Here is a 12,505-nt window from a genome sequence, read left to right on the forward strand (position 1 = left end):
TTCGGCCTGCCCCTTTTCTCTTTCGTTTCATCAACGAGGCCCCATGTTCAAAGCCATTCTTATTGATAAGGAATCCGGATCATATTCGTCGCGTATCGCCGAACTCGACGAACCGCGTCTGCCTGATGCGGATGTTCTCGTCGACGTCCAATACAGCACGCTCAACTACAAAGACGGACTCGCGATCACCGGCAAGAGCCCGGTCGTGCGCAGCTTTCCCATGGTGCCGGGCATCGATTTCGCCGGCACCGTCGCGCAAAGCGCGGACCCGCGCTATGCCGTGGGCGATACCGTCGTGCTGAACGGCTGGGGCGTGGGCGAGCAGCATTGGGGCGGCCTCGCCCAAAAGGCCCGCGTGAAAGGCGACTGGCTGATTCCGTTGCCACAGGGCCTGAGCGCGCGTCAGACCATGGCGATCGGCACGGCGGGCTATACCGCGATGCTCTGTATTCTCGCGCTCGAGCGGTATGGCATCGGGCCGGGCCACGGCGAGGTGCTCGTGACCGGCGCGAGCGGGGGCGTCGGCAGCTTTGCGATTACGCTGCTGGCGCGGCGCGGTTATCGTGTGGTGGCCTCGACCGGCAAGCTTCAGGAAGCCGCGTACCTGGAGCAGTTGGGCGCGGCCGAGGTCATCGACCGCGCGACGCTTTCCGAGCCGGGCAAGCCGCTGCAAAAGGAACGCTGGGCAGCGGCCATCGATTCGGTCGGCGGCCATACGCTCGCGAACGTGTGCGCGAGCCTGCGCGCCGATGGCGCCGTGGCGGCATGCGGCCTCGCGCAGGGCATGGACTTGCCCACGACGGTTGCGCCGTTCATCCTGCGCGGCGTGAGTCTCATCGGCGTGAATAGCGTGACACGGCCCTTCGCCGAACGCCAGCTTGCCTGGCAGGCGCTGGCCAAATCGCTCGATCTGAATGCGCTCGACACGATCACGCGCGAGATCGGTCTTGCCGAAGCCATTCCGGCCGCGAGCGATCTGCTCGAAGGGCGCGTGCGCGGAAGGCTCGTCGTCGATGTGAACGCCTAGGCGCTCGCGCGAGCGGCACAGCTTGCATCATGGTCCACGAGGACGTGCGAGAATCCAGGGCATCCCCCTTCACTCCATCGGAAACGCCATGAAACAAGCGCTACAAATCGATTTTGTCTCCGATATCGCCTGCCCCTGGTGCGCGATCGGCCTTTCCTCGCTGCTCCAGGCGCTGAAGAATCTGGGCAACACCGTCGACGCCACCCTCGCCGTGCACCCGTTCGAACTGAATCCGGACATGGGTCCGGGCGGCGAGACCATCGTCGACTATCTCGGCAAGAAATACGGCCGCACACCGGAGCAGATCGCGCAAACGCAGGAAGCGATTCGCGAGCGCGGCGCGAGTGTGGGCTTCACGTTCGGGCCGCGCACACGCATCTTCAACACCTTCGACGCGCATCGCCTGCTGCATTGGGCCAGCCTCCAGGGCAAGCAGTTGCCGCTCAAGCTCGCGCTGCTGCGTGCGTATCACGGCGAAGGCAAGGACACGAGCGACCACGACATGCTGGTCCACGCCGCGCAATCGGTGGGACTGGACGCCGACGAGGCGCGCACCGTGCTGCAAAGCGGCGCCTATGCCGACGAAGTCCGCGCGGAAGAACAACACGCGCAGACGATGGGCATCCAGTCGGTGCCGGCCATCATCCTCAACCAGAAGTATCTGGTGAGCGGCGGCCAGCCTGTCGAAACCTTCGAGAACGCCATCAAGCAGGTTCTTGCGGAGAGCTGAAGCCGCCCTGCCGATCCATTGCATCGATCCGGCATTTCACGGGAGAGACCATGTCGGCAGTCTCGGCATTCAAGCTCGTTCTGCTTTCGCTCATCGCCATCGTCGCGCTGGAGCTGCTTGCCAAACGCCTGCGCCTGCCGCCCGCCGCCGCGCTGCTGGTGGGCGGCGCGGCCATGGCGTTCGCACCGGGGCTGCCGCCCGTCGTCATCGACCCCGACCTCGTCCTCATCGTGTTCCTGCCGCCGCTGCTGATGGACGGCGCCTATTTCTTCGTCTGGGCCGACTTCAAGCGGCATATCACGCCCATCCTGCTGTACGCGATTGGCGCGGTGGCGTTCACCACCTGGGCCGTCGGCCTCGTGGCGCACTGGATGGCGCCCTCGCTGCCGTGGGCCGTGTGCTTCGCGCTGGGCGCGGTGGTCTCGCCGCCCGACGCCGTGGCCGCGAAAGCCGTGCTCGAGCGCCTCGCGCTGCCGCGCCGCCTGATGGTGCTGCTCGAAGGCGAAAGCCTGCTCAACGACGCCGCGGGCCTCGTGCTGTTCCGCCTCGCCGTGGCCGCCGCGCTCACGGGCGCGTTCAGCACGTCGGGCGCGTTGCTGAGCTTCTCGGGACTCGCGCTAGGCGGCATCGCCATCGGCTGGTTCGTGGGCTACCTCACGGTCACCCTGCTGCGCCTGCTCGACGACGACTATCTGATCATTACCGCCAGCGTCAGCGCCGCCTGGTTCAGCTACATCGCAGGCGAAATGGCCGGCGTATCGAGCGTGATCGCCACCGTCACGTGCGGCATGTATCTGGGCTGGCATCAGCACGAGGTGTTCTCCGCGCGCGTGCGCATGCGCGGCACGGCGTTCTGGGAAGTGCTCGTATTCGTGCTCGAAGCGCTGGTATTCGTGCTGATCGGGCTATCGCTGCGCGGCGTGATCCACCGGCTCGGCGGTGCGGGCGAGGCCATCGCGCAGCTCGGCCCGGCCGCGCTCGCCGTTGTCGCGGCGGTCGTGCTATCGCGCTGCGTGTGGGCGTTCGGCCTGGAGACGATCCGCGTGTTGGTGCATCGCTTCGCGCCACGGCGCATAGCGGCCGCCGATTTCCGCTCGGCTGCCGTGGTGAGCTGGGCCGGCATGCGCGGCGTGGTCACGCTCGCTATCGCGCTCACGCTGCCCGAGTCACTGCCCGGGCGCGACCTCATCCTGTTCGCGGCGTTCGCGGTGATTCTTTTCACGGTGCTGCTGCAAGGCCTGACCATCGGCCCGCTGATCCGGATCGTGAAACCGCTGCAGGACGAGGAAGCCACCGCCGGCTACCTCACCGAGCCGCAAGCATGGGCACGGCTGCTCGCGGTGCAGCTGGAAGCCATCCTGCCGCTCGTGCACGGGCCGGACGGCAGCGTGATTCACCCGCGTCTGCTGGAGCAGTACACGTATCGGGCCAATATTTCGCGCACGTTCGAGAGCGCACCCGCGCTACCGAATGATGTCCGCACCGCGCATTACGACGTCGTGCTGGCCGCCGTGAGCGCGGGCCGCGCGGAAGTCTTGCGGCTGCACCGCGCGGGACTCATCAACGATGAGATGCTGCATATGATCGAGCGCGATCTCGATCTTGAAGAGGTGGGCGCGCAGCATTCGCGCGGGTGAGATTATGAAATCCCCGCTTTTTTCATGGGCGGCGGCGTCTCTTGCTGCTTCGGCGCGCTGTGCCGCTGGACGCGCTGGATGCCTTTGCGCTGTGCCGAAGGAATACCGAGCTGGTTGCGCTTCTGATTGACGGCCCGGGTCGAGCGGCCCGTGAGCCGCGCCACTTCACTATCGGGTAGCGCGCCGAGCATGGCGATGTGCTCTGGCGGCCATGAGCGATGCGCCGGCGCAGCAGGAGGAATGCCCAATTCCCGACGCTTCTTTTGCGCGGTGGCAAATGAAATGCCGCCGATTTTCCTGGCGGCCAGGGCATCGGACATTGCCCCGAGTAGTGCAATCTCTTGTGGGGTCCAGGTGCGGGTCAATGTTCTTCCGCGATTGCCGATGCGGCCGATGAGGCGTGGCGGATCCGCGAGATCGTGTGTTTGAATCGCGGGGTCATTTGGCCGCCTCCGGCTTGCTGAAGATTTCATGCGCGCGTTGCTCCCTTTCCTCGCGTATTCTTCTGCGGTCGTCCGAAGTGACAGGCTTATAGGCGCGCTCGATGGTGAGGAACATTAGAGAGAGCATGTATTTCGGCTCATCGCCTGTTGGAAGGCCATATACAATCTCGACGTCGACGGGGAAGCGGCTGTCGGCATGCGTTCTCGCGCGGTACCGGTAGGGCTTCATCAACAGGCCCGGAGCTGGCGGCATTACGTTTCCTTCCTGTCTTGTCCCATCCCAGTCGATCCAGTAGTCGGCGAGGTCGAGCCTTTCTTTGAGTATTTCCTCGGTTATGCCATAGATTGACGGGCCGAAATCCAGCTTGAAATGAATCGGAACGACGGGTACCTGCATTCCGTCTTCGGAATAATCGAGGGGATTAGACTCGGTCAAGAACTCGATGCTTGCGGGAGGTATTTCCACATTCTTGAACGAGTAACGAGCGCCCGGATATCCAGATTCACTTTCCGACGAACGAATTCTCCCGAATACGCCACTATCCGGATTGAATGGCTTGTTGTCACGCATGATCGCCATGACTTCATCGACCATGCGGAAGATGGCGTTGCGCTGAACATCAGTAACGGTGCGACTCATTTCAGATTGCCCCGACGACCTTGAGGGTATTGATATAGTCGTCTGTGCAAGTGCCCCGGCGCGCTCACGTCGACCCCGTCCGTGCGCGATTCGATACGCACGCGCTCACGAGCAATCAAACTCATGGACTGGCAGACAAACAAAGACACCGCGCGCTGCACCGAAACGAACAGTGATTTCGCCGCCGCAATGGCTATATTTCTGCCCGCCGTGAGTGCCATGTCCTCGCGGCTCACGAGGTGCGTGCTGTGTTCCGCCGTGGCGTGCAGGCTGGCCGCGCTGGAGATCACAATATCCGGGCTGTCGAACCCGGGGAACTCGCCGCCGCCCTTGCCACGCAGCGCCGCGTTGGCGTAGTGGATGGCCCGCGTCACGTCCGTCTGGTTGCCCGTCGCCTCCTGCGCGCCGTGCTGTTGTGCGCGCTGCGCCAGCGCTTCGTGAATACCGCCTGCCTCGCTCAGGCGCGCGTGCGTCTCGTCCATGTCCCTGGCCTTGCCCGCCGCCTTCTCGCGCCCGAAGCTCGTGAACAGCCAGCCCCTCGCCGCGCGCGTCCTGCCGGCCCTGGTTGCCGTCGATGCGCGTGTTGTAACCCAGGCTCAGGCTCGACTTGCCGTGGTCGCTCGCAAGCTGCGCCTGCTGCCGGTTTTTCGTGTCGTCCAGCGCGAGATGATTGGTCGTGATGCCGTGCCCGAGGCTGCCGCTCACGATGCCGCTCAGCGCGTGGTTTTCGGGCAGCTTCCACGCCGGCATGTTGTTCACATCCGGCACGGACGCCGCCACGAAGGGCCGGTCCGGATCGCCGTTGACGTAGCCCACCAGCACCTGCTGCCCGCAGCGGCCATGCATCACCGTGCCCATCTGGTCGCCCTGCCACGATTGCGCCACGCGCATCCGGATCGACGATGCGCCGTCGAACTTGCCGTCGCGGTCCCACGCGTACTGGATCAGCAGGCGGTTATATTCATCGACATGGATTTCGGCGCCGCGCGGCCCCACGATCACCGCGTATTCGAACCCTTCCATGCGCGGGCGCGGCGTGACCTGCGCCATGCGATAGGGCTCGCCAGCGGGATGAAGATCGAACGAGGCATCGACCACATAGTCGCGCGTCGCGTCGGAGACGATACCGGCCTCGTGGATGTCCAGCGTGCAGGCGAGCACGAGATAGTCGCGGTTCGCCGCCGCGTGGGGGTGATGCGTAAGCCCGAATGTCTTGCCCACCTCGATGCCGCGCAGCCGGCCCCGGCCTTTCGCGCGCAGCCGCGCGCCGTATTCGGCTTCGAGCTTCACGCGCGCGAGTTGCCGTGCGTCTTGCTTCCACGACATATCGTCCTGGCGCCCGCGCAGGCCGAGTGTGCGGAACCGTTCGGTGGAGGAAATCATGCCGATGCCTCGCGTAGAGTTACCCGGCAACTATCTTCTACAAGCCATTTTTAGCTTGAAACACGAAAATTCCTAAATTCGACTGGCACGCCAATTCGCCGCGCATAAAGCCGCGGGAAAGATCCATCCCCTTGACCTTCCACAAACGGAACGCTCTCCCGCACGCATCGGCTAGAATTGCGCCACGCGCGATGCCGCCATCGCCGCCCGATCCATCCCCGCCGCGCCGCGCCCCTCGGGCAACCGCCGCGCGCCATCCGCCCCTGGGGCGCGAGACCACGAATGACGAACACACCCACCGCCACGCCCTTTAGCGCGCTTGCGCTCGCGCCCGCCGCGCTCGAAAACCTCACGCGGCTCGGCTACGTCGAAATGACGCCCATCCAGGCCGCCAGCCTGCCGATCGCGCTCGCGGGCCACGACCTCATCGCCCAGGCCAAGACGGGCAGCGGCAAGACCGCCGCCTTTTCGCTCGCGCTGCTCGCGAAGCTCGATGCGCGCCGGCTCGACGTGCAGGCGATGATTCTCTGCCCCACGCGCGAGCTCGCCGATCAGGTCGCGCAGGAGATCCGCCGGCTCGCGCGCGCCGAAGAAAACATCAAGGTGCTCACGCTGTGCGGCGGCACGCCCATGAAGCCGCAGGCGGCGAGCCTCGAGCACGGCGCGCACATCATCGTCGGCACGCCGGGACGCATCATGGATCACCTGGAGCGTGGCATCCTCTCGCTCGATACGCTCAACACGCTCGTGCTCGACGAAGCGGACCGCATGCTCGACATGGGTTTCTTCGACGACATCGCCAAGGTGGCGCGGCAATGCCCCAAGGAACGCCAGACGCTGCTGTTCTCTGCCACCTACCCCGAAGGCATCGGGAAGCTGAGCCAGCAATTCCTTCGCAATCCCAAGGAAGTGAAGCTCGAAGAGCATCACGACAACAGCAAGATCCGCCAGCGCTTCTATGAAGTCGCCGACGACGAGCGCCTGCACGCGGTCGGCCTGCTGCTGAACCACTACCGCCCGGTTAGCACGATCGCGTTCTGCAACACCAAGCAGCAATGCCGCGATCTGCTCGATGTACTGCGCGCGCAGGGCTTTCATGCGCTGGCGCTGCACGGCGAGCTCGATCAGCGCGAGCGCGACCAGGTGCTGATCCAGTTCGCGAACCGCAGCTGCTCCGTGCTCGTGGCCACCGACGTGGCCGCGCGCGGTCTGGATATTGCGCAGCTCGAAGCCGTGATCAACGTCGATGTCACGCCCGACCCCGAGGTCTACGTGCACCGCATCGGCCGCACGGGCCGCGCGGATCAGGACGGCTGGGCGCTGAGCCTCGCGAGCATGAACGAGATGGGCCGCGTGGGCGGCATCGAGCAGGCGCTCAAGCGCGAAGTCGAATGGCAGCCGCTCGCGGCGCTCACGCCCGCCAGCGACGCACCCTTGCTGCCGCCGATGGAAACCGTGCAGATCCTCGGCGGACGCAAGGAAAAGATCCGTCCCGGCGACGTGCTGGGCGCGCTCACCGGCGAAGCGGGTTTTAGCGGCGCGCAGATCGGCAAGATCAACGTCACGGATTTTTCGACCTACGTGGCCGTGGAGCGCAGCATTGCGCGCAAGGCGGTGAGCAAGCTCAACGCGGGGAAGGTGAAGGGCAAGAAGGTGCGCGCGCGCTTGATGGACGAATAAGCGGGGACAGTCAGTGCGCCGCGGACCCTCCCGCGGCGCGCGCCCCCGTTGTCGGGTTCAGAACGAACTCAAGCCGCTCCCGCCCGGTGATAGTCATCCGCGCCCCAGTAGGCGCGCATGCTCACGATCTTGCCGTACGCATCGAACTCCATCACGTCGGTCACGTCGATATGCGCGGTGCCATCCGGGCCCGCGATATGCACCTTGAACGTGATGGTGGCCGCGTTTGCATGCGAGCCGCGCGGCGGCGCAACCAGTTCGAGCCGCGCGCCCACCGTGGTGGCGTGGCCAAAGAACGCGTCGATCTCCGCGCGCCCGCGCCTGACCGGCGTGCCCACGGGGTCTTCGACCGTGGCGTTGTCGGCGAACAGCGCGGTAACGCGCGCCGCGTCGTTCGCGTTGAATGCCTCCACGTATTCGCGCAAGCGCGCCTTCATGTGTTCGGTGTCGTTCGACATGCAGGCTCCTAGCGTGCGGTATAGCCGCCGTCGATCACGAGTTCGGCGCCCGTCACGTAACGGCCCGCCGGCGAGACGAGATACAGGATGCCCGACGCGATGTCCTGCGGGTCGCCGATCTTCGCGAGCGGCACCATCTGCTTCATCTGCCCGAAAATCTGCTCGGGGTCGCCAATCTTCTGGAACGCCTCTTCGAGCAGCGGCGTGCGGATGAAACCCGGATGCACCGAGTTCGCGCGAATGTTCTGCGCGGCGTACAGCATCGCATCGGTTTTCGCCATCAGGCGCACGGCGCCCTTCGACGCGTGATACGCGGGCACGTCCGGCCCGCCCACGAGCCCGTACATCGACGAGACATTCACGATCGAGCCGCCGCCCGCCTGCTGCATGGCCGGAATCGCGTACTTGGTGCACAGGAACACGCCCGTCACGTTCACGTCCATCACCTGACGCCATTGCTCGAGCGTGATTTCGTGCGTGGGCACATTCGCGCCTTCGATGCCCGCGTTGTTCACCAGCGCGTCGAGCCGACCGAAGCGCGCGACGATCTCGCCGAACACGCGCTGCACGTCCGCTTCCTGCGTCACGTCGAGCCGCCAGAAATGGGCCTTGCCGCCCGCCGCGACAATCTCGGCCGCAAGCGCCTCGCCTTGCGGCAAGACGTCGAGCACCGCGACCGCCGCGCCCGCAGAGGCGAGCGTGCGCGCGGTCTGCGCGCCAATCCCGCGCGCCGCGCCCGTGATCGCGGCAACCTTGCCGCTCAGGTCGAACAGTTGTTGCACCTGGGGTTGTGCAGCCGTCATGCCGTCTCCTTGTCCTGTGTTTCGTTCGTTGTTTCCGCCTGCTGCGTGCGCTTGCCGAGATCGGCGAGAAAATCCACGCATTCGCGGTTGAAGTATTCGCGGTGCTCCACCATCACCCAATGCCCGCAGCGGTTCATCAGCACGAAGCGCGCGTCTTCGCAATGCTCGAGAAACTGCATCGCGCCGCTCACCGGATTGAAGCGGTCCTGCGTGCCCCAAAAACCCAGCACCGGGCAGTGCAATTCCACGAGACGCTCCGTGAGGTTGGGCACGCGCATGGTCGAAAGCACTTCGGGCGGCTGCGTTTCGCACACCTTCAGGCGCTCTTCCACAAGCGCATCCGTCACGAGGGCGCGATCGTGCACCAGCAATTCCAGCAGATAACGCATGGTCTGCCGGTTCATCTGACGATTGGTGAAGAGCGCCACCATCTTCTGGATGCCTTCCATGCGGAAGTACGTCTCGCGCTCCTCCACGCCGCCGGGCGCCATCATGATTAGCGCCTTCACGTCGTCCGGGTAATCGAGCGCGTATTTCAGCGCGATCGCGCCACCCAGCGAATTGCCGAGCAGCGTAGCGCGGCCCACGCCCAGCGCCACCAACTGCTCGCGCAGCGCCGCGACGAAGAAGTCGAGCGTGTATTCGGCATCGGCGGGCTTGGACGACGCCCCATAGCCCGGCAGGTCGACCACGATGACACGGTGGCCCGCCGCCGCAATGGGCGCGTAATTATGGCGGAAATTGCTAAGGCCGCTCGCGCCGGGGCCGCTGCCGTGGATGAACACCACGGGCTCGCCGCTGCCGGCTTCGAAATGATGCAGCCTCAGGCCGCCCGGCACATCGGTAAAAGATCCAATGGTGCCGGCGGGTAGAGCGATGTTCGGCGTTGTCGTCATGCGCTTGTCTCCTGTTCTCATGCCGATCATCGGGGGCGCCAAGGTGCGCCGCATCGTCTTTTCAGACTAAGAAGCGCTCCGGCATTTCCCCTACCATCGGCCTCGACACTTACCAGCCCATATCGGCGCAGATCGGCGCATTCAGGAGACGAGGCCCATGACACCCTTTGATTTCAGAGGCAAGACCGTGCTCGTGACGGGCGGCACGCGCGGCATCGGCGCGGCGATCGCGCAGGCGTTCCGGCACGCCGGCGCGACCGTCTACGTCTGCGGACGCAGCGTGACGGAAAACGCGGACGCAAACCACGCCGCGGACAAAAGCACCCATGCGGACGCCACCGCCGCGCCACCGGTGCGCGCACTCGCCGCCGACGTACGCGACATCGACGCCATCGACGCGCTCATTGCGCGCATCGAGGCCGAGACCGGCCGGCTCGACGTGGTCGTGAGCAACGCGGGCGGCGCGCCGTTCGTGCTCGCCGCGCAGGCGTCGCCGCGCTTCACGGAGTCGGTGATCCGGTTGAACCTGATTGCGCCGCTGTGGCTCGCCCAGCGCGCCAACGCCGTGATGCAGCGCCAGGCCGAAGGCGGCGTGCTGCTTTTCGTGGGCAGCGTGAGCGGCCTGCGGCCCTCGCCCGGCACAGCCGCCTATGGGGCCGCGAAAGCCGGCGTGATCAACGCCGTACGCTCGCTCGCCGTCGAATGGGCGCCCAAGGTGCGCGTGGCCGCGGTGAGCCCGAGCCTCGTGCACACCGATGCCGCCGCAGCGGACCACGTAGGCGAAGAGGGTTTGCACGCAGCGGCGGCCACCGTGCCCGCAGGTCGCCTCGCCACACCCGCGGACGTGGCCAACGCCTGCCTCTTTCTCGCTTCCGGGCACGCGTCGTACGCATCGGGCTCGAATCTCGTGCTCGAAGGCGGCGGCGAAGTGCCCGCCTTTCTCGCCGCGACCGAAGCGGGCAAGGCATTCGGCAGTGCATAAGCACGAATCGATGCACGTTGTGCGGCCACGCTCTCAACACTGAGGGGAACCAACTAGTCCGTATTGACGATTCTCACCTCGCATAAGCGCCCTAACCTCTGTCCACAACAAAGCCCCGGTTCGCAAGACCGCCTCTGGGGCGAACTTTCGAAGCGCCACGGCAAAACATTGCAACGCCAGTAGTGCCATGCAAGAGCCACGTAAGAGCCATCACGGAGCCATCAGAGGAGACACAATGAGAATCGACACACCGCGTGCGTTACGACCGATCACCGCCGCCTGCCGGCTCGCCCTTGCAGCCGCGTGCGTGAGCGCCGCAACGAGCGCGTGGGCGGGTGACCAGATCGACTTCGGCAACAACACCACGCTCGACTACAACTTCACGCTCGGCTACGGGCTCGGCATGCGCACACGCTCAGCGAGCGGCGACCTGCTCAGCCCGAGCAACATCAACGGCGACGACGGCGACCGCAACTTCCAGAAGGCCGGCAAGCTGATGGAGAACCAGGCCAACATCCTGGGCGAGGTCAACCTCAAGCACGACGACTGGGGCGTCTTCGTGCGCGCGGATGCGTTCTACGACCAGGTCTATCACCGTCCGAACTACAACGACGAGCCGTTCACGGTCAACCACTCGGGCACGTACAACCAGTTCACGGGCGACACGAGCTACTGGGCCGGGGCGCGGCCGCAACTGCTCGCGGCCTACGTGTACAACACCTTCCATATCGGCCAGACCAACCTCAATGTGAAGGTGGGCGACCAGGTGCTGGCGTGGGGCGAAAGTGTGTTCTTCCCGAACATCGCGGGCGCGCAAGGCCCCGCCGACGCCACCAAGTCGTATGTGGCCGGCGCCGAAGTGAAAGACATCCTGTTGCCGGTGCCGCAGATCTCCTCGCAATGGCAGATCAACCCCGACTTCAGCCTGATGGCTTACTGGCAGTTCGCGTTCGAGCACAACCAGCTCACCGCGCCGGGCAGCTATTTCAGCTACTCGGACATCACGGGGCCGGGCGCACAATTCCTGATCGGGCCGGGCGGCGTAATCATTCCGCGCGGCGGCGACATCAAGCCGAACAACTACGACCAGTGGGGTGTGGGCGCGCGCTGGCGCGTGTTCGGCGACACCGAAATCGGTGCGTACTACCTGCACTACAACGACATGAACCCGAGCGTGGTGTTCAGCTACTACCCGACGCTCCAGTATCAGCAAAAGTACTTCGATCACATCAAGCTGACCGGCCTGAGCTTTTCGACCGACGTGTCCGGCGTGAACGTGGCCGGCGAAACCTCGTACCGCCAGGGCGCCGCCGTGCTCGTGAACGCACCCACGGGCCCGACCGCCACGCGCGGCGACGTCTGGCAGTCGAACCTTTCGGCCATCTACACGATCGGGCCGACGTTCCTCGCCGCCTCGCAAACGCTGGTTGCCGAAGTCTCGTACGTGCACACCGGCAACGTCACACCCGTGTACGGCTCGACCACGCTCGCGAACTCGCGCAACGCGGCGGCCTACGAAGTGGCCTGGACGCTCAGCTACAAGAACGTCTTCAACGGTTGGGACCTCGACGTGCCGCTCACCTACTCCGACGACTTCACGGGCACCTCGGCGCTCTCGGGCGCACTCGGTTCGCTCACCGGCGTGGGCGACCACCGCGTCACCGTGGGTGTGAACTTCACGCGCCTCTCGAACCTCAAGCTCGGGCTGGTCTACGCGAAGTTCCTGGGCAAGCCGGACCCCAACATGCGTCAGCTCGCCGACCGCGATTACGTTCTCGCAACCGCTACGTACTCCTTCTGAAGCCACGGCGCCGTACCGTTCGGCG

The 12,505-nt window shown here is 65.2% G+C and carries 12 protein-coding genes; 6 read left to right on the plus strand and 6 right to left on the minus strand.

All coding sequences use genetic code 11. The annotated features are described in order from the left end of the window. The first annotated feature begins 43 nt into the window (after positions 1-43). The 3 genes from acuI (at position 44) to HV773_RS10420 (ending at position 3,394) form a co-directional block, all read left to right on the plus strand. Entirely contained in the window at positions 44-1,027 is a 984-nt protein-coding gene (acuI, locus tag HV773_RS10410; protein WP_175195042.1) for an acrylyl-CoA reductase (NADPH), read from the plus strand. An 88-nt stretch (positions 1,028-1,115) separates the two neighbouring features. Continuing rightward, positions 1,116-1,757: a DsbA family oxidoreductase gene (locus HV773_RS10415; RefSeq protein ID WP_175195043.1), complete on the plus strand. Its 642-nt coding sequence runs from the start codon at positions 1,116-1,118 to the stop codon at positions 1,755-1,757. A gap of 50 nt (positions 1,758-1,807) precedes the next feature. Then, positions 1,808-3,394, plus strand: a complete 1,587-nt coding sequence (locus tag HV773_RS10420; RefSeq protein WP_175195044.1) for a Na+/H+ antiporter — start codon at positions 1,808-1,810, stop codon at positions 3,392-3,394. A gap of 2 nt (positions 3,395-3,396) precedes the next feature. On the opposite strand, the gene HV773_RS10425 is transcribed toward HV773_RS10420, so the two are convergent. The 3 genes from HV773_RS10425 to HV773_RS36810 all read right to left on the minus strand — a co-directional run bounded on the left by HV773_RS10425 (position 3,397) and on the right by HV773_RS36810 (position 5,860). After that, positions 3,397-3,867: a hypothetical protein gene (locus HV773_RS10425; RefSeq protein WP_175195046.1), complete on the minus strand. Its 471-nt coding sequence runs from the start codon at positions 3,865-3,867 to the stop codon at positions 3,397-3,399. Next, the gene (locus HV773_RS10430) at positions 3,833-4,477 is read right to left on the minus strand and encodes a hypothetical protein (RefSeq protein ID WP_175195047.1); all 645 of its coding nucleotides are present in this window, start codon (positions 4,475-4,477) and stop codon (positions 3,833-3,835) included. The genes HV773_RS10425 and HV773_RS10430 overlap by 35 nt, the downstream gene beginning before the upstream one ends. A 105-nt stretch (positions 4,478-4,582) precedes the next feature. Next, positions 4,583-5,860: a type VI secretion system Vgr family protein gene (locus HV773_RS36810; protein WP_246282263.1), complete on the minus strand. Its 1,278-nt coding sequence runs from the start codon at positions 5,858-5,860 to the stop codon at positions 4,583-4,585. A gap of 282 nt (positions 5,861-6,142) precedes the next feature. On the opposite strand from HV773_RS36810, the gene dbpA reads away from it, so the two are divergent. Next, the gene (dbpA, locus tag HV773_RS10445) at positions 6,143-7,540 is read left to right on the plus strand and encodes an ATP-dependent RNA helicase DbpA (protein WP_175195050.1); all 1,398 of its coding nucleotides are present in this window, start codon (positions 6,143-6,145) and stop codon (positions 7,538-7,540) included. Positions 7,541-7,608: 68 nt separating this feature from the next. On the opposite strand, the gene HV773_RS10450 is transcribed toward dbpA, so the two are convergent. Genes HV773_RS10450 through HV773_RS10460 form a run of 3 tightly spaced genes read right to left on the minus strand, consistent with a single transcriptional unit; the run spans position 7,609 to position 9,697 of the window. Continuing rightward, positions 7,609-7,998, minus strand: coding sequence for a nuclear transport factor 2 family protein (locus HV773_RS10450; RefSeq protein WP_246282264.1), 390 nt, complete (start codon positions 7,996-7,998; stop codon positions 7,609-7,611). A gap of 8 nt (positions 7,999-8,006) precedes the next feature. Beyond that, positions 8,007-8,801 carry an SDR family NAD(P)-dependent oxidoreductase gene (locus HV773_RS10455; protein ID WP_175195052.1) on the minus strand — a complete coding sequence of 265 codons (795 nt, stop codon included), beginning with the start codon at positions 8,799-8,801 and terminating at the stop codon, positions 8,007-8,009. Then, positions 8,798-9,697, minus strand: coding sequence for an alpha/beta fold hydrolase (locus tag HV773_RS10460; RefSeq protein ID WP_175195054.1), 900 nt, complete (start codon positions 9,695-9,697; stop codon positions 8,798-8,800). The genes HV773_RS10455 and HV773_RS10460 overlap by 4 nt, the downstream gene beginning before the upstream one ends. A gap of 157 nt (positions 9,698-9,854) precedes the next feature. On the opposite strand from HV773_RS10460, the gene HV773_RS10465 reads away from it, so the two are divergent. Then, positions 9,855-10,679, plus strand: a complete 825-nt coding sequence (locus tag HV773_RS10465) for an SDR family oxidoreductase (protein WP_175195056.1) — start codon at positions 9,855-9,857, stop codon at positions 10,677-10,679. Between the two features lie 235 nt (positions 10,680-10,914). Then, positions 10,915-12,480, plus strand: coding sequence for a DUF1302 domain-containing protein (locus HV773_RS10470; RefSeq protein WP_175195058.1), 1,566 nt, complete (start codon positions 10,915-10,917; stop codon positions 12,478-12,480). Positions 12,481-12,505: the final 25 nt, after the last annotated feature.

This window comes from Paraburkholderia caffeinitolerans (assembly GCF_902859945.1).
Classification (GTDB): domain Bacteria; phylum Pseudomonadota; class Gammaproteobacteria; order Burkholderiales; family Burkholderiaceae; genus Paraburkholderia; species Paraburkholderia caffeinitolerans.

Bases quoted from the DNA above. Each gene is read 5' to 3' on its own strand.
- HV773_RS10425 (WP_175195046.1), bottom strand. From the start codon at position 3,867: ATGAAATCTTCAGCAAGCCGGAGGCGGCCAAATGACCCCGCGATTCAA.
- dbpA (WP_175195050.1), top strand. From the start codon at position 6,143: ATGACGAACACACCCACCGCCACGCCCTTTAGCGCGCTTGCGCTCGCG.
- HV773_RS10450 (WP_246282264.1), bottom strand. From the start codon at position 7,998: ATGTCGAACGACACCGAACACATGAAGGCGCGCTTGCGCGAATACGTG.
- HV773_RS36810 (WP_246282263.1), bottom strand. From the start codon at position 5,860: ATGATTTCCTCCACCGAACGGTTCCGCACACTCGGCCTGCGCGGGCGC.
- HV773_RS10420 (WP_175195044.1), top strand. From the start codon at position 1,808: ATGTCGGCAGTCTCGGCATTCAAGCTCGTTCTGCTTTCGCTCATCGCC.
- HV773_RS10430 (WP_175195047.1), bottom strand. From the start codon at position 4,477: ATGAGTCGCACCGTTACTGATGTTCAGCGCAACGCCATCTTCCGCATG.
- HV773_RS10470 (WP_175195058.1), top strand. From the start codon at position 10,915: ATGAGAATCGACACACCGCGTGCGTTACGACCGATCACCGCCGCCTGC.
- acuI (WP_175195042.1), top strand. From the start codon at position 44: ATGTTCAAAGCCATTCTTATTGATAAGGAATCCGGATCATATTCGTCG.
- HV773_RS10415 (WP_175195043.1), top strand. From the start codon at position 1,116: ATGAAACAAGCGCTACAAATCGATTTTGTCTCCGATATCGCCTGCCCC.
- HV773_RS10465 (WP_175195056.1), top strand. From the start codon at position 9,855: ATGACACCCTTTGATTTCAGAGGCAAGACCGTGCTCGTGACGGGCGGC.
- HV773_RS10460 (WP_175195054.1), bottom strand. From the start codon at position 9,697: ATGACGACAACGCCGAACATCGCTCTACCCGCCGGCACCATTGGATCT.
- HV773_RS10455 (WP_175195052.1), bottom strand. From the start codon at position 8,801: ATGACGGCTGCACAACCCCAGGTGCAACAACTGTTCGACCTGAGCGGC.